The sequence below is a fragment of the Amycolatopsis sp. DG1A-15b genome (assembly GCF_030285645.1).
Taxonomy (GTDB): Bacteria; Actinomycetota; Actinomycetes; order Mycobacteriales; family Pseudonocardiaceae; genus Amycolatopsis.
Genome location: NZ_CP127296.1, coordinates 2350717 through 2372571, shown reverse-complemented (window position 1 = coordinate 2372571; position 21855 = coordinate 2350717). Strand labels below are relative to the sequence as shown.

20 protein-coding genes and 1 pseudogene are annotated in these 21855 nt (G+C 72.7%); 14 read left to right on the top strand and 7 right to left on the bottom strand.

The window, feature by feature from the left end; all coding sequences use genetic code 11:
• The first annotated feature begins 2 nt into the window (after positions 1-2).
• Positions 3-452, top strand: a complete 450-nt coding sequence (locus QRY02_RS10860; RefSeq protein ID WP_285991389.1) for an HIT family protein — start codon at positions 3-5, stop codon at positions 450-452.
• Here the strand turns inward: QRY02_RS10860 and QRY02_RS10855 are convergent.
• The 4 genes from QRY02_RS10855 to QRY02_RS10840 form a co-directional block, all read right to left on the bottom strand.
• Positions 449-655 carry a hypervirulence associated TUDOR domain-containing protein gene (locus tag QRY02_RS10855; RefSeq protein ID WP_285991388.1) on the bottom strand — a complete coding sequence of 69 codons (207 nt, stop codon included), beginning with the start codon at positions 653-655 and terminating at the stop codon, positions 449-451. The two genes, QRY02_RS10860 and QRY02_RS10855, sit on opposite strands and share 4 nt — an antisense overlap.
• 20 nt (positions 656-675) lie before the next feature.
• Positions 676-1914, bottom strand: coding sequence for an FAD-dependent monooxygenase (locus QRY02_RS10850; RefSeq protein ID WP_285991387.1), 1239 nt, complete (start codon positions 1912-1914; stop codon positions 676-678).
• A 31-nt stretch (positions 1915-1945) separates the two neighbouring features.
• The gene (locus QRY02_RS10845; RefSeq protein ID WP_285991386.1) at positions 1946-4951 is read right to left on the bottom strand and encodes an ATP-binding protein; all 3006 of its coding nucleotides are present in this window, start codon (positions 4949-4951) and stop codon (positions 1946-1948) included.
• Positions 4952-5096: 145 nt separating this feature from the next.
• Positions 5097-6224: an epoxide hydrolase family protein gene (locus QRY02_RS10840; RefSeq protein WP_285991385.1), complete on the bottom strand. Its 1128-nt coding sequence runs from the start codon at positions 6222-6224 to the stop codon at positions 5097-5099.
• A 62-nt stretch (positions 6225-6286) separates the two neighbouring features.
• On the opposite strand from QRY02_RS10840, the gene QRY02_RS10835 reads away from it, so the two are divergent.
• From QRY02_RS10835 to QRY02_RS10805, 7 genes are all read left to right on the top strand, one after another.
• The gene (locus QRY02_RS10835) at positions 6287-7255 is read left to right on the top strand and encodes a helix-turn-helix transcriptional regulator (RefSeq protein ID WP_285991384.1); all 969 of its coding nucleotides are present in this window, start codon (positions 6287-6289) and stop codon (positions 7253-7255) included.
• Between the two features lie 67 nt (positions 7256-7322).
• Complete coding sequence (locus tag QRY02_RS10830) at positions 7323-8555, top strand: ROK family transcriptional regulator (protein ID WP_285991383.1); 1233 nt, start codon at positions 7323-7325, stop codon at positions 8553-8555.
• Positions 8556-8656: 101 nt separating this feature from the next.
• Positions 8657-9676: an ABC transporter substrate-binding protein gene (locus QRY02_RS10825; RefSeq protein ID WP_285991382.1), complete on the top strand. Its 1020-nt coding sequence runs from the start codon at positions 8657-8659 to the stop codon at positions 9674-9676.
• Positions 9673-10446, top strand: coding sequence for an ABC transporter ATP-binding protein (locus QRY02_RS10820; RefSeq protein ID WP_285991381.1), 774 nt, complete (start codon positions 9673-9675; stop codon positions 10444-10446). Before QRY02_RS10825 ends, QRY02_RS10820 begins: the two co-directional genes overlap by 4 nt.
• Complete coding sequence (locus QRY02_RS10815) at positions 10443-11285, top strand: ABC transporter permease (RefSeq protein WP_285991380.1); 843 nt, start codon at positions 10443-10445, stop codon at positions 11283-11285. Before QRY02_RS10820 ends, QRY02_RS10815 begins: the two co-directional genes overlap by 4 nt.
• Positions 11282-12595: an LLM class flavin-dependent oxidoreductase gene (locus QRY02_RS10810; protein WP_285991379.1), complete on the top strand. Its 1314-nt coding sequence runs from the start codon at positions 11282-11284 to the stop codon at positions 12593-12595. Before QRY02_RS10815 ends, QRY02_RS10810 begins: the two co-directional genes overlap by 4 nt.
• Positions 12592-13488 carry a TauD/TfdA dioxygenase family protein gene (locus tag QRY02_RS10805; RefSeq protein WP_285991378.1) on the top strand — a complete coding sequence of 299 codons (897 nt, stop codon included), beginning with the start codon at positions 12592-12594 and terminating at the stop codon, positions 13486-13488. Before QRY02_RS10810 ends, QRY02_RS10805 begins: the two co-directional genes overlap by 4 nt.
• 46 nt (positions 13489-13534) lie before the next feature.
• Here QRY02_RS10805 and QRY02_RS10800 read toward each other — a convergent pair whose 3' ends face one another.
• Positions 13535-14755, bottom strand: coding sequence for an amidohydrolase (locus QRY02_RS10800; RefSeq protein WP_285991377.1), 1221 nt, complete (start codon positions 14753-14755; stop codon positions 13535-13537).
• A 47-nt stretch (positions 14756-14802) separates the two neighbouring features.
• Between QRY02_RS10800 and QRY02_RS10795 the strand changes: the two genes are divergently transcribed.
• Complete coding sequence (locus QRY02_RS10795) at positions 14803-16278, top strand: aminotransferase class I/II-fold pyridoxal phosphate-dependent enzyme (protein WP_285991376.1); 1476 nt, start codon at positions 14803-14805, stop codon at positions 16276-16278.
• Between the two features lie 58 nt (positions 16279-16336).
• Here QRY02_RS10795 and QRY02_RS10790 read toward each other — a convergent pair whose 3' ends face one another.
• On the bottom strand, positions 16337-16816 hold the full coding sequence (locus tag QRY02_RS10790) for a hemerythrin domain-containing protein (protein ID WP_285991375.1): 480 nt from the start codon (positions 16814-16816) through the stop codon (positions 16337-16339).
• 96 nt (positions 16817-16912) lie between these two features.
• Between QRY02_RS10790 and QRY02_RS10785 the strand changes: the two genes are divergently transcribed.
• The 3 genes and pseudogenes from QRY02_RS10785 to QRY02_RS10780 all read left to right on the top strand — a co-directional run bounded on the left by QRY02_RS10785 (position 16913) and on the right by QRY02_RS10780 (position 19171).
• A complete protein-coding gene (locus tag QRY02_RS10785) occupies positions 16913-18007 on the top strand; it encodes a carboxylate-amine ligase (RefSeq protein WP_285991374.1) in 1095 nt (364 codons plus the stop codon).
• A 74-nt stretch (positions 18008-18081) separates the two neighbouring features.
• Positions 18082-18234 (top strand): annotated as a pseudogene (locus QRY02_RS48820) (IS982 family transposase); the annotation flags it as partial.
• 196 nt (positions 18235-18430) lie between these two features.
• On the top strand, positions 18431-19171 hold the full coding sequence (locus QRY02_RS10780) for a hypothetical protein (protein WP_285991373.1): 741 nt from the start codon (positions 18431-18433) through the stop codon (positions 19169-19171).
• Positions 19172-19183: 12 nt separating this feature from the next.
• On the opposite strand, the gene QRY02_RS10775 is transcribed toward QRY02_RS10780, so the two are convergent.
• Positions 19184-19576 (bottom strand): STAS domain-containing protein, encoded by a 393-nt coding sequence (locus QRY02_RS10775; protein WP_285991372.1) that lies wholly within the window; start codon positions 19574-19576, stop codon positions 19184-19186.
• Positions 19577-19682: 106 nt separating this feature from the next.
• On the opposite strand from QRY02_RS10775, the gene QRY02_RS10770 reads away from it, so the two are divergent.
• Together QRY02_RS10770 and QRY02_RS10765 are read left to right on the top strand one after the other, a co-directional pair.
• Positions 19683-20816, top strand: coding sequence for a carboxylate-amine ligase (locus tag QRY02_RS10770; protein WP_285991371.1), 1134 nt, complete (start codon positions 19683-19685; stop codon positions 20814-20816).
• Between the two features lie 8 nt (positions 20817-20824).
• Positions 20825-21820 carry an iron-containing redox enzyme family protein gene (locus tag QRY02_RS10765; RefSeq protein ID WP_285991370.1) on the top strand — a complete coding sequence of 332 codons (996 nt, stop codon included), beginning with the start codon at positions 20825-20827 and terminating at the stop codon, positions 21818-21820.
• Positions 21821-21855: the final 35 nt, after the last annotated feature.

The window sequence follows — 21855 nt, the reverse complement described above, 5'->3', positions numbered from 1 at the left end:
GCATGGCTGAACTCCGCCGCATGCCGGCGACCACGTCGACCGGAGAATGCGTTTTCTGCGCGATCGGCACGGGCCAGGCGCCGGCTGCCTTCGTCCACGAGGACGACGACTTCGTCGCGATCGTCGACCTGCGCCCGGTGACGACCGGCCACCTGCTGGTCCTCCCCCGGGCGCACCACGCGGACCTGGCTTCGCTCCCGGCTTCCGCCGGCGCGCGGATGTTCACCATCGCCCAGGAACTGGCGGCGGCGTTGCGGCGCACGGACCTGCAGTGCGAGGCGATCAACCTGTTCCTGGCCGACGGCAAGGCCGCGGGCCAGGAGATCCCCCACGTCCACCTGCACGTGATCCCCCGCTTCGCCGGCGACGGCTTCGTGCTGAACGCCGACTGGCGGGTGCGGACGAAGGAGGAGCTGACGGAGGTCGCGGCGAAGGTCCGGGCGGCGCGTTAGGCCTTGTGCAGCTTGTCCGGGTGGTGGACGGCGGTCCCGGACTTCTCACTGCGGACGAGGTACTGCGGGTTGCCGGGTGAGGCTTTGACGTCGCGCTTGCCGGCGTGGGTGTCCTCGGTGAGCTTTTCCTCGACCGTGCCGATCGAGCTCTGGTTGCCCGCGTCCCACCGGACGCGGTCGCCCTTCTTGAATTCCTCGGTCACGGCGGCACGGGTACCCGTGATCACCGCGGGTACCCGTCGCGGGCACGATCCCCCGCACCAGCCGCGTAGTCCTTCAGCTCCAGGGCGTTCGCCGCTTCGCGGATGGGGCGGGACATCTGCTCCAGGACGCGGTTGCGGCCCGGCAGGTACGGCATCAGCTTGATCATCCGGGTGTTGAACCACGCGAACGCCCGGGACTGCGGGATGATGCCCCGCAACGCCGTCTTCGCCAGGGCCTGGTTCTTCTCGATGAACGGCCGCATCGCGGCTTCGTACCGGGACAACGCCGTGGCGACGTCGTCCGATGCCGCCAGTTCGCCCGCCAGGACGTACGCGCCCGCCAGCGCCAGGCTCGTGCCCTGGCCCGAGGCCGGTGACGCGCAGTAGCCCGCGTCGCCGAGCAGCGTCACCCGGCCCACCGACAGCTTGTCCAGCACGATCTGGCACACCGGGTCGAAGTAGAAGTCGTCCGCCTCGCGCATCGCCTCCAGCAGCGCCGGGATTTCCCAGCCCAGGCCGGCGAACCGGTCCGCCACCAGGTCCTTCTGGGCATCGACGTCGCGGCGGTCGTAGGTCAGCGGGGGCGCGGTGAACCAGAACGCCGCCTTCGCGTCGGCCGCCCGCGCGGTGCTGTAGACGTTGACCATCTTGCCCGGCGCCGCCGAGTGCAGCAGCTCCCAGCGGTCCAGCTCGAAACGGTTGGGCACCGTCGAGATCGAAATGTAGGCGTCGAAGCGGCGCAGGTAGTCCTCCTCCGGGCCGAACGCCAGCGCGCGGACGCCGGAATGCAGGCCGTCCGCGCCGACCACCAGGTCGAACCGGCGGGGCGCGCCGTGGGCGAACGTCACCTCGACGCCGTCGGGACGCTGGTCGAGGCCGGTGATCCAGTCGCCGAAGACGTATTCGGCGTTCGAGCGCGTGGCGTCATGGAGAATCCGGGCCAGGTCGCCGCGCAGGATCTCGGTGTCGTCGCCGTGGCGGAAGCCGAACGTGTCCGCGTCGAGGGTGGCCAGCTGCTTGCCGCGCTTGTTCACGAACGCCGCGCCCCGCATGTCGGTGCTCGCCGCGTGCACCTGCTCCAGCAGGCCCATCCGGCGGACGACGTCGACCGCGACGCCCCGGATGTCGACCTTGTAGCCGCCTTCGCGCAGGCTCGGGGCGCGCTCGACGACGGTGACGTCGAAGCCGTGGTGGTGCAGCCAATAAGCGAGGGCGGGGCCGGCGATGCTGGCGCCGGAGATCAGGATGTTCTTCGTCATGCCCCGAAGCATCGGCGGGGCCGCTGACCGCTCACGAACCGAGCGCGAACCGCCGCTGACCGGCCTCCTCGACCGCCTGCTCGGGCGGCAGTTCCCGGCCGCGGCCGAACGCCTCGGCGTAGGCCTCGGCGCCGATGCGCCCCCGGACGCGGTCCGTCACCGACGCGACGTCGGTGTCCCCGGTGACCGGCGCGCCGCGCAGCCCGACCGCCACCCCGAGCAGGAACGCGGCCCGCTCGTCCTCCTCCCGCCCGGCGAGGACGCCGGCCAGTCCTTCGATCGCCTGCGCCGCGCCGGGCAGGTTCGCGTGTTCCAGCGCCGTGGCCAGGGCTTCCTGGTGCAGCTCGGTCGCCTCCTCCAGGCAGCCTTCGGCGGCCGCCGTCCAGCCGAAGCCGGTGTGGACGCGGATCCGCGTCTCGCCGCCGGTCACCGGGTCGGCGGCCAGCGCGAGCGCCGCGGTGTACCAGCGCCGGGCCGCGGCCAGGTCACCCGCCCGCCGCGCGATCTCGCCCAGGCCGCCGCGGGCCCGGGCGAGCGTCACCGGCGTGCCCGCGGCGCGCGCTTGCTCGGCGGCGGCTTCGTAGTCGGCCTTCGCGGCTTCGGCGTCCCCCTGCCGCAGGACGCCGTCGGCGCGGCGGCACAGCAGGTCGGCGGCGTCTTCGGCGGCCCCGAGTTCGCCGGCCAGCCGGACGGACTCGTCCATCAGCTCGCGGAACCGCGCGTGGTCGCCACGCCAGTCCGCGAACTCCGCGAGCTTCTCCAGCGCGCTCGCTTCGCCCCAGCGGTCGCCCAAGGTGCGGAACGCCTCCAACGCCGCCGAAAAGTGCGCTTCGGCTTCGGCGATCCGGCCCCGGTACTGCGCGCCGAGGCCGTCGCCGATCCGCGCGAACGCCCGTGACCACGCGTCCGGGCCGATCAGCGCGGCCAGCCGTTCGCCGTCCTCGGCCTTGGTGCGCGGGGAGAACGCCCACAGCAGGAAGAGGTACGGGTACCGAAGCGGCCCGTCGAGCCGCCGCAGGACCGGCTCGATCGCGACGTCGGTGTCCGACGCCTGGATCACGCAGAGGACGTATTCCTCGGCCAGTCCCGGCGGCGGTTCGGGACCGACGGCGGCGAGCACGGTGTCCGCGATCGGCGTCACCTCGCTCCGCAGGCCGCGCAGCCACCAGTACCAGGACAGGGCCGCGATGAGCCGCAACGCGGTCTCCGGCTCTTCGGCGGCGCTCCAGCGCAGGGCCGCGTGCAGGTCGGCGTGTTCGGCGGTCAGCTCGGCCAGGGCCGTCAGCTGGTCCGCGCCGCGCAGTTTCGGCTCGTGGGTCCCCGCGAAGTCCAGGAAGTGCTTCGCGTGCGCCGCGCGCCGGTCGTCGCCCTGCTCGGCGCAGAACGCGCGGATGGTCTCCAGCATCCGGTACCGGCCGCCGCCGAACTCGACGAGGGACTTTTCGACCAGGCCGGTCAGCACCGCATCGGCGTCGGGAACGGCGCAGACGCGTTCGACGGCGGCCGGCCGGGCACCGCCGGCGAACACCGCGAACCGGCCGGCCAGCAGCCGTTCCTCCGGTTCCAGGAGATCCCAGCTCCACTCGACGACACCGCGCAGGGTCCGGTGCCGCGGCTCGGCGGTGCGGTCGCCGCGCGACAGGAGCCGGAACCGGTCGCCGAGCCGGGCGGCGACGTCGTCCGCGGAAAGCGAGCGCAGCCGGGCGGCGGCGAGTTCGATGGCCAGCGGGAGGCCGTCGAGGGCGGCGCAGATCCGCGTGACCGCGCCCGGGTCGGGTGCCGCGCCGGGGGCGACCGCCGCGGCCCGGTCGGTGAACAGGCGGGCCGCGGCGCCGGCGGGCAGCGGGCCGACCGGCACCAGCGTCTCGCCGGTCACGGCCAGCGCCTCCCGGCTGGTCGCCAGCACGCGCAGGCCGGCGCACTCGCCCAGCAGGCGCCGCACCAGCCGCGCGGCCCCGGTGACGACGTGTTCGCAGTTGTCGAGGACCAGCAGCAGCGGCCGGTCGGCGAGCCCGGCCACCAGGCGGTCGGCCGGGTCCGCGGCCGCTCCGGGCGTCAGCACGCCCTGTTCACGCAGGCCCAGCGCGGCCAGGACGGCGCGCGGCACGTCGGTGGTCGTCGCGAGTTCGACGAAACACACCTCGCCCGCCGCCCGGGCCGCGGCTTCGACGGCGAGCCGGGTCTTGCCCGCCCCGCCCGGGCCGGTGAGCGTGACGAGCCGGGCGGCGCGCAGGGCCTCGGTGAGCCGGTCGAGCTCGGCGCGGCCGACGAACCCGGTGAGCGGCACCGGCACCCGGCGGGCCGGGGCGGGCGCGGCGGCGCGCAGGACCGCGGTGTGCGCGTCCGCGAGCTCGGGCGACGGGTCGGCGCCGAGTTCGTCGGCCAAGCGCTCCCGCGCCTGCGCGAACACCGCCAGTGCTTCGGCGGACCGGCCGCTGCCGTGCAGCGCCCGCACGAGCTGGGCGGTGAGGCGTTCGCGCAGCGGGTGCTCGCCGGTCAGCTCCCGCAGCTCGGCGACGAGCCGGTCGTGGTGGCCGAGCGCCAGCCCGGCTTCGACGCGGTCCTCGGTCGCGGCCAGCCGCAGTTCCGCCAGCCGGGCCGCACGCGGCGGGTCGGCGAGCCCGTCGAGCGCCGGACCCCGCCACAGCGCCAGGGCTTCGCTGAAGAGCTCGAGTTTCGCCGCGGGATCGGGGATTTCCCTCGCGTGCACGGTGAGCCGTTCGAACCGGTGGACGTCGACGTCCTGGGGGTCGACGGCCAGCCGGTACCCGGCGGGGGTGAATTCCACCAGGCCGTCGGGCGCACCGCCGTCGCGCAGCCGGCGTCGCAGCCGCGAAACCTGGGACTGCAGGGCCTCGGCCGCGCCCTCGGGCGGGTGTTCGCCGTGCAGGCCGTCGATCAGCCGCTCGGCGCTGACGACGCGCCCGGCGTCGAGGGCGAGCAACGCGAGCAGCCCGCGCAGCTGCGGGCCACCGAGGGCGACCGGGGTCCCGTCGGGACGGCGGGCTTCGACCGGCCCGAGGATGGCGAACTGCACGCCGACGATTCTGGCCCAGCGCAGGGGTCCGGTGGTCGGTTTTCGGTGAACCGGACCGCCCGCTCCCCCGGGGCGGGGAACTCGTCCGGGCGGAACCGGGCGAGCCGCGTCCACAGCCCGGCCTGCGGCGCGAGCGCTCGGACGTTCACGGCCGCAGTTCGCGGAAGAATTCGCGGATGTCGGCCACGAGCAACCCGGGTTCCTCCATCGCCGCGAAGTGACCGCCGGAAGCGAACTCCGACCAGTGCTCGATCTTCTCGTCGGGGTCCATGATCCGCCGGACCACCGGCGAGGAGTCGAACACCGCCCAGCCCGCCGGGACGGCCGACGGCGCCAGCCAGCCGTGCCCGGAATGGGCGGCCTCGTACAGGAACCGGGCCGCGCTCGCGCCGCTGCGGGTGAACCAATAGATGCTGACGTTCGTCAGCAGCCGGTCGCGGTCGACGCGGCCGGCGCCGGTCCACGCCTCGAACTTCTCCGCGATCCAGGCCAGCTGCCCCACCGGGGAGTCGGTGAGCGCGGCCGCGATCGTTTCGGGTTTGTGCGACTGGAGGTCGAGGTAACCGCGGCCGGCCCGCCACGCCGCGCGGGCGGCGTCCAATTCGGACTGTTCGGCCTCGGACAGGTGCTCCGGCATCGGCAGCTGCTCGCCGGCCAGCGCGATCGTGCCGCGATCGCTGTTGACGTGGGTGCCGATGACCCGCTCCGGGTACAGCGCCGCGAGCCGGCCGGTGACGCCCGCGCCGATGTCGCCGCCCTGCGCGGCGAACCGGTCGTAGCCGAGCCGGGTCATCAGTTCGGCGAACGCGTCGGTCGTGCGGGCCAGTTCCCAGCCGGGCCCGCTCAACGGCGTCGAGAACCCGAAGCCGGGCACCGACGGGACGACGACGTGGAACGCGTCCGGGCCCGGCTCGGTCAGCGGGCCGATGACGTCGAGGAATTCCGCGATCGAGCTCGGATAGCCGTGGGTGAGCAGCAGCGGCACCGCGTCGGCCCGGGCCGAGCGGACGTGCAGGAAGTGGATGGTCTGACCGTCGATCTCGGCCGTGAACTGCGGAAACGCGTTCAACGCCGCTTCCTGGGCGCGCCAGTCGAAGCCGTCGCGCCAGTACTCGGTCAGCTCCCGGACGACGTCCGTGGGAATGCCACGGGACCAGTCCGGCTCGTCGCCGGGCACGGGGTCGGCGAACCGCGCGGAGTTCAGGCGCCGGTGCAGGTCGGCCAGCTCGGCCTGCGGGATGTCGATGCGGAAGGGGCGGATTTCGTTCGTCATGAGAAGCACGCTAGGAGCCATTGCGGAAGACTTTCTTCCGCAATCCCTGCGATCCTCGAAGAATGTTGCAGACCTCCGCCCGCCTCCTGCGGCTGCTGTCGCTGCTCGAAACGCGGCGCGACTGGACCGGCGCCGACCTGGCCGGCCGGCTCGGCGTCTCCGCGCGCACCGTCCGCACCGACATCGGGAAGCTGCGCGAACTCGGCTACCCGGTCGAGGCCGCACCCGGCGTCCAGGGTGGCTACCGCCTCGGCGCGGGCGCGCAGCTGCCGCCGCTGCTGCTGGACGACGACGAAGCGGTGGCCGTCGCGGTCGGGTTGCGGACCGCGACGGGCGTCGCCGGCATCGGCGAGACGTCGGTGCGCGCGCTGGCCAAGCTGGAGCAGGTGCTGCCGTCGCGGCTGCGGCACCGGGTGCGGGCGCTGCAGACCGCGACGGTCGCGGTGCCCGGCGCCGGCCCGGCCGTCGACGCGGACGTGCTCACCGCGATCGCGACGGCGATCCGGGCGAGCGAGCGGCTGCGCTTCGACTACACGAGCCACCAGCGCACGCCGAGCCGCCGCGACGTCGAGCCGCACCGGCTGGTCAGCTGGGGGCACCGCTGGTACCTGGTCGCCTGGGACACCGCCCGCGACGACTGGCGCACCTTCCGCGTCGACCGGATGACGCCGAAGGTGCCGACCGGCCCGCGCTTCGCCCCGCGCGAGCCACCGGAGGGCGACGTCGCGCAGTTCGTCCAGCGCAGCGTGGGCGCGGCGACGTGGCGCTTCCACGCCCGGGTGCGGCTGCACGCGCCGGTCGAGCACGTGCGGGCCCGGCTGCCGATCGCGGTCGACGTCACGCCCGAGGGCCCGGACCGCTGCGTCGCCGAGGTCGGCTCCGACAACGCGTCGATGCTCGGGCTGTACCTGGGCCTGCTCGAAGTGGACTTCGAGGTGCTCGACGCGCCGGAGCTCGCCGCGGCACTGGCGGCGACGGGCGAGCGGTTCCTGCGGGCCGCCGGCCAAGCGAGCCGGCCGGCTCCTGGCTGATCTCCGGTGTCCCACCCACATCCTGGGCACGCTGGGCACGCGCCGGTTCGTCTGCCACGATCGGCCGATGACCAGCCGGGCGATGAGTCCACAGAGGACGGACGCACGCGGGGTCCGGCGCAGCGCCAGTGCGAGCGCCGTCCTGCGGGCGGTGCTCGACGGCGGCCCGATCGCGCGCAGCACCATCGCGCGGCGGACGGGCCTGTCCGCCGCCGCCGTCACCGGGCACACCGCCGAGCTGGCCCGGCTCGGGCTGCTGCGCGAACTCCCGGAGGCCGAACCCCGCCGGAGCGTCGGGCGGCCGCACGTGCCGGTCGACCTCGACACCGGGCGGTACGTCGCCGGCGCGCTGCACCTGGCCGTGCACCACGCCACCGTCGCCCTGCTCGACCTGCGCGGGAACGTGCTGGCCCAGCACGAAGAACCGCACGACGGCCTGGCCGCCGAAGACCTGCTCGCCCGTGCCGCCGAGATCTTCGACGACCTCCTGCTCGGGCACACCCCCGACCGCGAGCCGCTGGGCCTCGGCGTCGCCACCGGTGGCTGGGTCGACCGCGCGTCCGGCACCGTCGTCGAGCACCCGCTGCTCGGCTGGCGGAACGTGCCGGTCCGCGACCTCCTGACGGGCAGCACCGGGCTGGCCGTCGAGGTCGACGGGCACGCGCGGGCGCTGGTGCACGCCGAACGGCTCTTCGGGCACCCGCGGGCCCGGGACAGCGTCGTGCAGCTGTTCACCGGCAACGTCGTCGACGCCGCGTTCGCCACCGGCGACGGCGTGCACCACGGGCCGCGTTCGGCCGCGGGCGCCGTCGCGCACCTGCCGGTCGACGGCAGCACCGAGCCGTGCCGCTGCGGACGCACCGGCTGCCTCGAAGCGGCCGTTTCGGAAGGAACGCTCGCCCGCCAAGCCGTGGAAAACGGTTTGCTCGAGCGTCCGGACTTTCCGGAATTGCTCGCGCTCGCCGCGGACGGCCATTCCGCGGCGGTGCGGATGTTCCACGAACGCGCGCGGTTCATCGGCCAGGCGGCAGCCCTCCTGCTCGAAGTGCTCAACCCGGCCGTGCTCGTGGTGGTCGACCGCAGTGTAGCCCGGGTGCCGAGCTGCCTTCCCATCATCCGGGACGAGGTCGGCACCCGGTCCCGGTGCGCCGATCCGGCCGAAACCGTTGTGGGCACCAGCTTCCCGGGAGCCGAACTGGCGACGGCCGGCGGCGCGGTGCTCCTCGACGTGCTGTACGAAGACCCGCTCGGCCCGCTGCCGGCCAGGTTGCCGCGCACTTCGTTGATCAGCACAGCGTGAACCGGCGGAGTTATTTCACGAACTCGCAAAATTGACCGTCCGCTCGTCGGCTGCGAACAATTGCTCCATCCCCGCCGACTCCCGGAACGGACGAAACCACCGTGAAGAAAACCCTGCCCCTGTTCGCCGCCGCCGTGGTCCTGCTGGCCGGCTGCGCTTCGGCGACGGCCACCGGTGCGCCCGGGCAACCGGAGAAGCTCGAACTGCGCTACCAGGGCAACGCGAACGCCGTGACCCTCCCCGAACTCGCCGAGGACCTGGGCTACTTCGGCCCGGTCAAGCTCAAGTGGGTCGGCAACACGATCAGCGGCCCGCAGGACATCCAGTCGGCGGCCACCGACCAGACCGACTTCGGCGGCGCCTTCACCGGCGCGGTCGTCAAGCTCGTCGAAGCCGGCGCGCCGGTCAAGGCGGTCGTCAACTACTACGGCTCCGACGCCTTGGCCTTCATCGGCTTCTACGCCAGAGAGGACAGTCCGATCCGGACCGCCCGCGACCTGATCGGCAAGAAGGTCGGCGTCAACACCGCCGGCGCCAACCTCGAAGCCGCACTCGACACCTGGCTGAAGGGACAGGGCCTCTCCGACGACGAGATCAAGCAGGTGCAGCTCGTCGTCATCCCCCCGGTGAACGCCGAACAGGCACTGCGCAACGGCCAGCTCGACGTCGCCGCGCTCCAGGGCATCCTGCAGGACCACGCCCTGTCCGCCGGCGGCATCCGCCCGCTGTTCACCGACGTCGGCGCGTTCGGGCCCTACAACGGCGGGCCGTACGTGCTGCGCACCGACTTCATCAAGAAGTACCCGGAGACCGCGAAGGTCTTCGTCTCCGCCGTGGCCAAGGCGATCGAGTGGGAACGCACCACCCCGCGCGACGAGGTGATCGCCCGCTTCACGAAGATCATCAAAGCCCGCGGCCGCAACGAAAGCACCGACACCCTGAAGTACTGGAAGAGCGTCGGCATCACCCGCGGCGGCCTCATCTCCGATGCGGACTACACCCGGTGGGAACCGTGGCTGAAGCAGGAGGGCTACCTCAAGCACGACAAGATCGACACCGCGAAGCTCTACACCAACGAGTTCAACCCCTACCGCGACGGCGCCCCGGCGGTGACCAGGTGATCAGCATCCGCTCGGTGACCAAGACCTTCGGCGCGCTGACCGCGCTCGACGACGTCTCCCTCGACATCGCCGACGGCTCGTTCCTGTCCCTGGTCGGCCCCAGCGGCTCGGGCAAGTCGACGCTGCTCGACCTGCTGGCCGGGCTGACCACCCCGACCTCGGGCGAGGTGCTCATCGACGGCGAGCCGGTGCGCGGCCCCGGCCTCGACCGCGGGGTCGTGTTCCAGCAGTACGCCCTGTTCCCCTGGCGGACGGCCCGCGCCAACGTCGAGTTCGGCCTCGAAGGCGGGTCGCTCGGGAAGCGGCAGCGGGCGGAACGGGCGCGCGAATACCTCGCCCTCGTCGGGCTGTCCGGCTTCGAGGACCGCTACCCCCACGAGCTGTCCGGCGGGATGAAACAACGCGTCGCGATCGCCCGCAGCCTCGCCTACGACCCGGCCGTGCTGCTGATGGACGAGCCGTTCGCCGCGCTCGACGCGCAGACCCGCGAGCAGCTGCAGGAGGAGCTGCTGCGGATCTGGCGCCGGACCGGCAAGACGATCGTGTTCATCACCCACGGCATCGACGAAGCCGTCTACCTGGGACAACAGGTCGCGGTGCTGACGTCGCGGCCCGGCCGGCTCAAGGCCGTCGTCGACGTCGACCTCGGCGACCGCACCGGGGACGTGCGCTCCGGCGCGGCGTTCGGGCGGCAGCGCCACCAGCTCTGGGAACTGCTGCACGACGAGGTCCGCAAGGCGGCCGAACACGAACGGAGCGCGGCCCGATGACGACCACCCTCGAAGCACCGGCCGTCCACACCGGACCGGTGGTCGCGCCGCCGAAGCCGCGCCGGTTCCGGAAGACGCTCACCCGGGCGGTGCACGCGTCCGCCGCGGTCGTGCTGTTCGTCGCGCTCTGGGAGCTCGTCCCCCGGTTCGTGCTCGACGAGAGCACGCGGACGTTCCTGCCGCCGCTGTCGGAGGACCTGCAGGCGCTGTGGGACCTCGCCCTCGACGGCGAGCTCGCCGACCACCTGCTGGCCAGCGTCGGGCGCTCCGCCGCCGGATTTGCCGTCGCCGTCGCGGTGGCCGTGCCGCTCGGATTGCTGATCGGCTGGTACCGGCCGGTGGCGCGGTTCCTGCAGCCGCTGCTGGAGCTCGCCCGCAACACCGCCGCGCTGGCGCTGCTGCCGGTGTTCACGCTCCTGCTGGGCATCGGCGAGCTGTCGAAGGTCAGCCTCGTGGTGTACGCCTGCGTGTGGCCGGTGCTGCTCAACACGATCGCCGGGGTCAACACGGTCGACCCGCTGCTGGTCAAGGCGGCCCGCTCGCTCGGGTTGTCGAGCCCGCGGCTGTTCCGCAAGGTGATCCTGCCCTCGGCGGTGCCGACGGTGTTCACCGGCATCCGGATGGCGGCGTCCTATTCGATCCTGGTGCTGGTGGCCGCGGAGATGGTCGGCGCGAAGGCCGGGCTGGGCTACCTGATCAACACGAGCCAGGTGAACTTCCAGATCCAGCAGATGTACGCCGGAATCATCGCGGTCTCGCTGCTCGGCGTGCTCGTCAACGCCGGCTTCGTCGCCCTCGAACGGCGGTTTTCCACCTGGCGTCCCAAGGAGACCTCATGATGCACCTCAACGCGTTCGTGATGCCGAACGGCCACCACGAAGCCGCGTGGCGGCACCCCTCGACCGACCCGCACCGGGCCCGCACGCTGCAGCACTACGCCGACATCGCGCGGACCGCCGAGCGCGGCAAGCTCGACTCGCTCTTCCTCGCCGACGGCGTCGCCCTGTGGGGCAACGTCAAGCACAACTCCCACAGCCACTTCGAACCGCTGACGCTGCTCTCGGCGCTCGCCGCGTCCACGGTCCACATCGGACTGATCGCGACGGCCTCGACGACCTACAACGAGCCCTACCACCTGGCCCGGAAGTTCGCCTCGCTCGACCACCTCTCCGGCGGCCGCGCGGGCTGGAACATCGTCACCTCGGCGGGCATCGACGAGGCCCGCAACTTCAACCTGGCCAAGCGCCCGTCGCACGAGGCTCGGTACGACCGGGCCGAGGAGTTCGTCGAGGTCGTCAAGAAGCTGTGGGACAGCTGGGACGACGAGGCCGCGGTCGTCGACCGGGCGAGCGGCGTTTACGCCGACACCGGCCGGATCCGCGCGATCGAGCACGACGGGCCCCATTTTCAGGTCCGCGGGCCGCTCAACATCGAACGGCCACCCCAGGGGCACCCGCTGCTCGTGCAGGCCGGTTCGTCGGAGACCGGCAAGGAGTACGCGGCCCGGCACGCCGAGGCCGTGTTCACCGCGCAGCAGACCTACGCCGAAGGCAAGGCGTTCTACGACGACGTCAAGGGCCGGCTCGCGCGGTACGGCCGGACGCCGGACGAGCTCAAGATCCTGCCGGGCATCTCGCCGATCCTCGGCCGGACCGAAGCCGAGGCCCGGGCGCGGGAAGCCGAGCTGAACGCGCTGATCACCCCGGACTACGGGCTGCGGCAGCTGTCGAAGATGCTCGACCACGACGTCACCGGCTACCCGCTGGACGGACCGCTGCCCGACGTCGGCAGCTTCACCGAAGGCGGCCAGAGCCGGTTCGACCTGGTCGTCGGCCTGGCCCGGCGCGAAGACCTCACCATCCGGCAGCTGCTCGAGCGGCTGGCCGGCGGGCGCGGGCACCGCGTCTTCGCCGGCACGCCTGTCCAGGTCGCCGACGAGCTGGAGGCGTGGTTCCTCGGCGGCGCCGCCGACGGCTTCAACGTCATGCCGCCCACCCTGCCCGGCGGGCTCGACGACTTCGTCGACCTCGTCGTCCCGGAACTGCAGCGGCGCGGGCTCTTCCGCACCGAGTACTCCGGCACCACCCTGCGCGAGCACTACGGCCTCGCGCGTCCCGCCAACCGCAACCGAGTGAAGGAGCCCGCATGACCACCATCGGCACCGACGTCCGCAAGCTGACCGGGAGGATCGGCGCCGAGATCGTCGGCTTCGACCCCGCCGGGGACCTCGACAGCACGCAGGTGGCGTTCCTGACCGACGCCCTGCACGAGCACAAGGCGCTGGTCTTCCGGAACGCCCGGCTCGACGACGAGGGCCAGCAGCGCTTCGCCGCGCACTTCGGCGAGCTCGCCAAGGCCCACCCGACGGTCCCCGCCGTCGAAGGCGCACCGACGATCCTGCCCGTCGACAGCGAGCGGGGCCGCGCCAACCACTGGCACACCGACGTCACCTTCGTGCTCAACCCGCCGAAGGCGAGCACGCTGCGCAGCCTGGTGGTGCCGCCGTACGGCGGGGAAACGCTGATCGCGAACGCCGCCGCGGCCTACCGCGACCTGCCGGAACCGCTGCGCGCCTTCGCCGACACGCTGCGGGCGGTGCACACCAACGACTACGACTACGTCCAGCCGCCGGAGACGGTGGACGAGCAGGAGCGGGCGCGGCGGGAGCAGTTCGTCTCGCGCAAGTACCGGACCGTCCACCCGGTGGTGCGGGTGCACCCGGTGACCGGCGAGCGCGGCCTGTTCATCGGCGGGTTCGCCCAGCGGATCGAAGGCCTGTCGGTCACCGAGTCGCGGGACCTGTTGCGGCTGCTGCAGTCCTACGTCACGCGGCCGGAGAACATCGTGCGCGTGACGTGGGAGCCGGACCAGCTGGTGCTGTTCGACAACCGGATCACCCAGCACTACGCGATCGACAACTACGACGGCCTCCCGCGGCGGCTCAACCGCGTCACGGTGGCCGGGGACGTGCCGGTGGGCATCGACGGGCGGCCGAGCGAGTCGCTCGAAGGTGACGCGTCGCACTACACGCCGGTGGCGTGAACCGGGGCGCGCCGGTGCCGAGGACCGCACCGGCGCGCCCGGCCGGTCACCGCCCGTTCCGCGCCAGGCCCCGGAAGCAGTCCCACGCGCGGCTGACCAGCGCCGGGTGGGTCCGCAGGTCGATCACCGTGCGCGCCAGCGCCGCCGCCGAAGCCAGCATCGCCGCCCGGCCCCGCGGGCTCGCCGCCGCGGCCGCGAACTCCGGCGTGTGGTCCGACTTCTCCTCCGCCGTGATCGCGACGAACGGGTGGATCGCCGGGACGCGGACGCTGACGTCGCCGATGTCCGACGAGCCGAGGAAGACTCCCGGCGCCGGCGGGGTCGCGTGGATCCCGCACGCCGCCAGGTGCTCGGTGAACCGTTCCGACAGCACCGGGTTGTCGCGGAAGTGCGCGTACCCGCGGCCGAGCCGTTCGACGTCGACCTTCGCCCCGGTCGCCAGCGCCGCGCCTTCCGCGCACGTCGTCACGTCTTCGGCGAGGCGGTCCAGCGCGTCGGTCGTCAGGGCGCGGAGGCCGAACCGGCCTTCGGCGCGGTCGGGGACGATGTTCGTCGCCTCGCCACCCTGGGTGATGATCCCCTGGACGTGCGAGCCGGCGGGCAGCCGCTGGCGCAGGGCCGAAACCGCGCCGAACGCCTGGATCAGCGCGGCGAGGGCGTCGATGCCGTGCTCGGGGTCGCCGGTCGGGTGCGCGGCCCGGCCGTGGAAGGTCACTTTCAGCTCCACCTGCGCGGTCAGCGGCGCCCACGACCACGAATGGACCCCGGGGTGGACCATCAGGGCCGCGTCGACATCGTCGAAGACGCCCGCCTCGGCCATCGCGACCTTGCCGCCGCCGCGTTCTTCGGCCGGGGTGCCCACCGCGAGCAGTGAACCCGGAGCGTCTCCCAGGACCTCCTTGGCGGCCAGCGCGGCGCCCAGGCCGGCCGCCGCGATCAGGTTGTGCCCGCACGCGTGCCCGAGGCCGGGCAGGGCGTCGTATTCGAGCAGGAGCGCGACGCAGGGGCGTCCTTCGCCGGCACGCGCGACGAACGCCGTGGGGAGCCCGGCGATCCCGGTTTCCACCGCGAAGCCGTCCGCGGCCAGTTCGCCGGTGAGCCGTTCGGCGGCAGCGTGCTCCTCATAGGACAGTTCCGGCCGTTCGTGCAGCTCCGTGGCGACGGCCCACAGCCGCTCGTCCAGGTGCTCGATCCGCTCGTCCGCCCGCTCGTGCAGCTCCTCGTGCCACTCCATGCCCTCCGGAATACCCCAACCACCGACGGTCATGCCACCGGTGGTGTTTCGCGCGGGGCACCTCCGGCTACTCGGGCGCCATGGACCACAGCGAGGCACCGGTGCTCGAGGCGCTGCGCGACTACCACAGCGCCGGCTACGTTCCGTTCAACGCGCCCGGCCACAAGCAGGGCCGCGGCATCGACCCGCGGGTGCTGGAGGTCGTCGGCGCCGACGTCTTCAAGTCCGACGTCATCGCGCTCAACGGCCTCGACGACCGGCTGATGCGCCAGGGCGTGCTCGCCCGCGCCCAGGAGCTGATGGCCGACGCGGTCGGGGCCGACCACACGTTCTTTTCGACCTGCGGCAGCTCGCTTTCGGTCAAGAGCGCGATGCTCGCCGTCGCGGGCCCGCACGAAAAGCTGCTGGTCCCGCGGCACGTGCACAAGTCGGTGATCTCCGGGCTGATCGTCAGCGGGGTGCGGCCGGTCTGGGTGCGCCCGCACTGGGACGGCGAGCGGCACCTGAGCCACCCGCCGGGCGTGCGGGAGTTCGCGGAGGCCTACGAGAGGGACCCCGAGGTCAAGGGCGCGCTCGTGGTGACCCCGACCGACTACGGCACCTGCGGCGACCTCCGCGCGATCGCCGACTGGTGCCACGAACGCGGGCTCCCGCTGATCGTCGACGAAGCTTGGGGTGCCCACCTGCCGTTCCACGACGGCCTGCCGCCGTGGGGCATGGACGCCGGTGCCGACGTGTGCGTCACGAGCGTGCACAAGATGGGCGCCGCGGTCGAGCAGAGCTCGGTCTTCCACCTGCAGGGCGACCGGGTCGACCCGGACGTGCTGAAGGCCCGGGAGGACCTGCTCGGCACGACCAGCGCGAGCTCGCTGGTCTACGCGGCGCTCGACGGCTGGCGGCGGCAGATGGCCGAACAGGGCAAGGAACTGCTCGACCGCGCGCTGACGCTCGTCGGGTCGGTGCGCGGCCGGCTGGCCGAGCTGGGTGTGCCGGTGATGCACGACGAATTCCTCGGCCCGGACCTCGCCGACTCGGTCGACCCCCTCAAGGTCGTGCTCGACCTCGCCCCCCTGGGCATCAGCGGGTACCAGGCGGCTGACTGGCTGCGCGAGCACCGGCGGGTCACCGTGGGACTGTCCGACCACCGCCGGATCGTGGCCCAGTTCAACCACTCCGACGACGAAGCGACCGCGGGCACCCTGATCAACGCCATCGACGCGCTGGTGAAGGTCGCGCCTTCGTTCGAGAAGCCGCCGAGGGTGGATCTGCCGTCACCGCGGGAGATGGAACTGGAGACGGCGATGTTGCCGCGCGACGCGTTCTTCGGCCCGGCCGAACAGGTGCCCGTGGCGGAGGCGGCGGGCCGGATCGCGGCCGAGATGATCACGCCGTACCCGCCCGGGGCGCCCGGTGTGCTGCCCGGCGAGGTGATCACCCGTCCGATGCTCGACTACCTGCGCAGCGGCCTCGGCGCGGGCATGGAGCTGCCCGACCCGGCCGATTCCGAGCTGAAGTCCGTGCGTGTGGTGGCCAAGGACGCCACCCGGCCGCGGTGAACGGCTCGTTCCCGGCGATCGGACGCCGGGAACGAGCCATTCACCGCGGTTCCGGCGGTCAGGCTTTGGCGCTCTTGAGGTCCAGGGGGTTCTTCGGCGCCTTCGAGCGCGCGTCGATCATCCGCTGCCCCAGCTCCTGCAGCTGCTTGCGGCCCATCGCCGAGCGGACCTCGGGGAACCACTCGTCCTCTTCCTCTTCGACGTGGTGGCGGACGTTCTCGGTGAGCACCGTGACCTTCGCGTCGAAGGTCTCCTCCTTCGGGTCCATGCCGAGCAGTTCCGACAGCATCCACACCACGACGTGGTGTTCCTCCACGCTCTCCAGGACGTGGTCCTTCGTCTCCGGCACGGCTTCCCGCGCCGCCGGGTAGAAGATCTCTTCCTCGATGTAGGCGTGGACGGTCAGCTCTTCGATGATCGAGTCGGCGATCCGCCGCTTCTCGTCGTACGCGTCCTCCCCCGCCTTTTCGAATTGCTTGAAGAGCTTCTCCACGGTCTTGTGGTCGTTCTTGAGCAGCACGATCGCATCGGTCGACATGACCGGGCGAATACCCGCTCACCGCGCCGGAAAACGCTGTTTGCCCGAATCACCCCACGGGTATCCAGCCGGTTCCCGACCCCCAGGAGAACACCGGTGAACCAACCGACGGGCGATGTGCTGACGTTCGGCATCGAAGAGGAGTTCTTCGTCGTCGACCGCCACGGGCAGCTGTCCCACGCCGGCGACGACGTCGTCGACGCCGCGGAAGCCGCAGGCGACGACCAGGGCGAGCTGCAGCACGAGCTCACCCGGTCCCAGGCCGAGGCGGCCACCGATGTCTGCCGGACCCACACCGAAGCCCTGCGCCAGCTGCGCGGGCTCCGCGAAGACCTCGCCGGGGCCGCCCGGCGGCGCGGGTTCCGCGTACTCCCCGCCGCGTCCCCGCTGCTGTTCGAAGCGGACCCGCCGGTCATCACGCCGAACCCGCGCTACGAGCGGATGGCCGAGCACTTCGGCGCCACCGCGCGGACGTCGCTCACCTGCGGCTGCCACGTGCACGTCGCGATCCCGGACAAGGAAAGCGGCGTCCAGGTGCTGAACCGGATCCGCCCGTGGCTGCCCGCCCTGCTCACGGTGACCGCGAACTCGGCGATCTCCGACGGCTACGACACGGGCTACTGCAGCTGGCGCTACCAGCAGTGGAGCCGGTGGCCGTCGGCGGGACCACCGCCGCGGTTCGCGTCGCTGGACGAGTACGAAAGCATCGTCGACGGCTGGCTGCGCGCGGGCTCGATCCTCGACCGCGGGATGATCTACTGGGACGTGCGGCTGTCGGACAAGCAGCCGACGCTGGAGTTCCGCATCGCGGACGTCGCCGCGGTGCCGGAAGACGCGGTGCTGCTGGGCGTACTGGCGCGCGGCTTGGTGGCCACCGCGCTGGCCGAGGACGCCCCCGCGCCCCACCTGTCGAACGAGGTGCTCCGGGCCCAGCTCTGGCGCGCGTCGCGAGAGGGCGTGACCGGCTGCTGCCCGCACCCGAAGAGCGGCGACTTGGAGCCGTCGAAGGCGGTGCTCGATGACCTCGTGAACCTCGTGGCGCCCGCCCTCGAAGCGGCCGGGGACCTCGACTTCGCCCGCGAAGGAACGGCCCGCCTGGCTGCCGAAGGCGGCGGCGCGGACCGGCAGCGACGCCGGTTCGCGGAGCGGCAGCGGGCGGAGGACGTCGTCGACCTGCTCACGGGCGGCTAGCCGAGCAATGCGTAAGTCGCGGCGTTAGCCGAAGACGGACGAAGGGTGTTCAAGATCGGTTTGCGACGACCGGCCTGAACACCCTTCTGACCGCACTCTGCGTCGAGATCGACCGCCATCTGGCCGCCCGGCGGAGGGTGGGCAGACCACCGAAGCTCACCGACGCCGAGCTGGTCACCCCGGCCGCGGCCGAACGCGGCGTCCGGCTGATCCTCCGCTCCCACGCAACCGCCAGCCATCCCGGCTAGCCGCAGCTCCGCCGAACACGTGGCGGCCCGCGTCCGATGCCGGGCTCTCCCGCTCCCTCCGGCGCACACGTTCACTCGGATGGCGGGCAACCGCCTCCGGGGTGCGCCGCGTAAATGTTCAGTCACATCTCGCGTTCGCGAGGCGCACGGAACAGATGCGAGGGGAAGCGCACACGTGGGTCGCTGGATCACCAAGAACGGGAACAAGATCTACATCGAGGACGGCAAGGGCGGCGCGGGTCCCTTGGTGGCGGTCGCCGCCGCGGTCGTCCTTGCCGGCGGTGGCGTCGCCGGGGCGAGTGCGGGCGGCCTGTTCGCGGGCGGTGGCGGCGTCGGTGCGGGAGCGGCCTCCGAGGCTTTCGCCGGCAATGCCGCCGGTGATGTCGTCGACTCGCTGCCGGGGCGGTCGATCAAGACGCGCCGGGCCGAAGGCCGCGAGTCGGCGAAGAAAGGCAAGCCGGCCGAGGCGTGGAGCAAGCTGAAGGTCAAGCAGCTACGGCGGGAAGTCCACGACCTCGAGCATGCGGCCGAGTGCGTCGCGGCCGCCACGGGCAGAGTGCGGGACTTCCTGGTGGAGACCCCGTGTTCGTCCCTGCACCGGATGCTGCTGGCGGTCGGTGACGGGCATCGCAACGCCGCGGTCATTTCGGTCGTGCGCGTCGGATTCCGCAGCAAGAAGCAGGCCGCCGCGTTCGAAAAGGTCGAGCGGGTGCAGGGCAGCGGCGACGTGCGGCCACTGGAAGCCGCAGTGGTGCTCGGGGTGGCCGGGGTGAAGATGACCGGCCTGCACTACGCCTCCCGCCCGGAGGGCTACGGGATGGTCGTGGCCGAAGCCGACAACGCCACCGGTCACTTCGATGGCGAGACACTCGACGCGCTGGCCGAGGTCGCCTCCTGGATGTCGCTCAAGAAGTGACACTCCTCCGGACTACCCCTGGCCCGGAAGACGGTCGAGCAGCTCGAGCGCCCGCACCGCGGCGCGGGACTCCCCGGCGTCGATGACCAGGTGGATCCCGGCGGCTTCGGCGTGCCGGCGGGCCCGCATCAGGACGCGCATCCCCGCGGCGCCCAGGAACCAGACCTTCCCGAGGTCGACGCGCAGGACACCGGGACGGGCCCGGAGGTGCTCGTCCAGCACCGCGGCCAGCCGGGTCACCGTGCAGAGGTCGACTTCGCCGGTGACCTCCACGACGACCGCCTCGGGGCTCTTCCACCTGAGCCGGCTCTCCAGGTCGCCTTCGGACGGCGCTCGGGGCGACGGAAGCCGGTGCGTCGGCGGGAGGTCGACCCCCGCCACGCGCAACCGTTCGTGCATCGTCATGGGGGCGAAATACCCCCGGCGAGCGCCTGGCGAAACAAGCCGGGTGCCCCGGCGCATTTCCGCCACCGGAACGGGTAACCCCAGCCGGTCCGGAAGGAGCCCGCCCATGTCCGACGGCCCGCCCACGATGGGTGTCGAAGAGGAGTTCCTCCTCGTGAACCCCCGCACCGGACACGCTTCGCCGTGCGCCGAACCGGTGCTCGCCCGGTACCGCCACCACGGGCCGCTGCCCGACGGCGTCCGGATGCACCGCGAACTGCGGCTCACCCAGCTCGAAGCCGCCAGCGGCGTCTGCACCGGCGCGGACGAACTGCGCGGACAGCTGACCGCCGCTCGCCGCGTGCTCGCCGGCGCCGCGGCGGCCGAAGACTGCGCGCTCCTGGCCACCGGGACGCCCGTCGGACCCGGACCGGCCGCGCCGCCGCCGGCGAGCACCGGCCGGTACGCCGAGATCGACGCCACCTACGGCGCGGTCGTCGCCGACTACGAGGCCTGCGGGTGCCACGTCCACGTCGGGGTGCCCGATCCCGACACCGCGGTCGCCGTCGTCAACCACCTCGGCCGGTGGCTGCCCACCCTGCTCGCCCTTTCGGGTAATTCGCCGTTCGACCACGGGCGGGACACCGGGTACGACAGCTGGCGGATGGTGCTGCAGTCGCGCTTCCCGGGCTCCGGCATCGCCCCGCACCTGCGCGGGCACGCCGAGTACCGGCGGGCCGTCGAGACGCTGGTCGACTGCGGTGCGCTCGTCGACCCGGACCAGACGTTCTGGCTGGCCCGCCCGTCGGGCCGGTTCCCGACGGTCGAGTTCCGGGTCGCCGACACCGCGCTGACCGTCGACCACGCCGTGCTGCAGGCCCTGCTGAGCCGGGCGCTGGTGCAGCGAGCCCTGTCCGATCTCGCCGGCGGGTGGGAAGCCGCGCCGCTGTCCCCGCAGGTGGCGGCGGCGGCCGTGTGGGCCGCGGCGCGACACGGCCTCTCCGGGCAGCTCGTGGACGCCGCCGAGGAGACCCGGCGTCCGGCATGGACGCTCGTCGACGAGCTCTTGGCGCACGTGCGGGCCCCCCTCGAAGAAAGCGGTGACCTGGCCGAGGTGCGGAAGCTCGTCGACGCCGTGCGCGACGGCGGTACCGGCGCCGCGCAGCAGCGCGCGGTCGCCGACGACGGGACAGCGGCCGCGGTGCCGTGGCTCACCGCCGCGACCGTGCCCGCGACGCATGGAACGCTGCTCACCGGGTAGCCGGGATCATGACGACTTCCACCTCTGCCGGCGCGGTCACCCTGCCCACCGCCCGCGGTCCGCTGTCGGAGTCGGTGCTGGGGATCCTCCTGCGCGAACACCCGCGGGCGGACCTGGACTTCGACGGCCTCGCGGACGCCGACCCGCTCGGCGACGACCTCCAGCTGGCGCTGCACCTGTGCTACGAGCTCCACTACCAGGGCCTGCCGGGGGTGTCACCCGACTGGGAGTGGGACCCGGAACTGCTGCGCCTGCGCGGTGCGCTCGAGGCGCGGTTCCTCGCCGCGCTGCGCGACAACGTGCCCGGCGGCGACGACGTCGCGGCCGGGCTCGACGCCCTGCTGGTCGAGCCGATCGACGTCGAAGGTGTTTCGCACTACCTGCGCGACCACGGCGACTGGACGCAGATGCGCGAGTACTTCACGCACCGCTCGATCTACCACCACAAGGAAGCCGACCCGCACGCGTGGGTGATCCCCCGGCTGCGTGGCCGCGCCAAGGCCGCGTTGGTGGCGGTGGAGTTCGACGAGTTCGGCGGCGGCCGCGCGGAGCTGATGCACGCGCGCCTCTACGCCGACCTGCTGCGCGCGGCCGGCCTGCCCGACGGCTACCTCGAGCTCATCGACCAGGTCCCCGGCGCGATGCTGGCGGTGGTCAACATGATGTCGCTGTTCGGCCTGCACCGGTCGCTGCGGGGCGCGCTGTGCGGGCACTTCGCGGCGGCGGAGATCACGACAGCCCCGTCCGCGCAGCGGATGGACCAGGCGTTGCGGCGCCTGGACGCGCCGGAGGCGTGCCGGTTCTTCTACACCGAGCACATCGAAGCGGACGCGGTCCACGAGCAGGTCATGCGCCACGACGTGCTCGGCGACCTGCTGGAGCAGGAGCCCGAGCTGGCCGCCGACGTCGTGTTCGGCATCCAGGCGACCGAGTTCCTCGAGGGCCGCTTCGGCGAGCAGGTGCTGAGCCGCTGGAAGGCCGGGAAGTCCTCACTGCGCCCCTGACCCGGCGATGGCCTCCCGGATCGCACCGGGAGGCC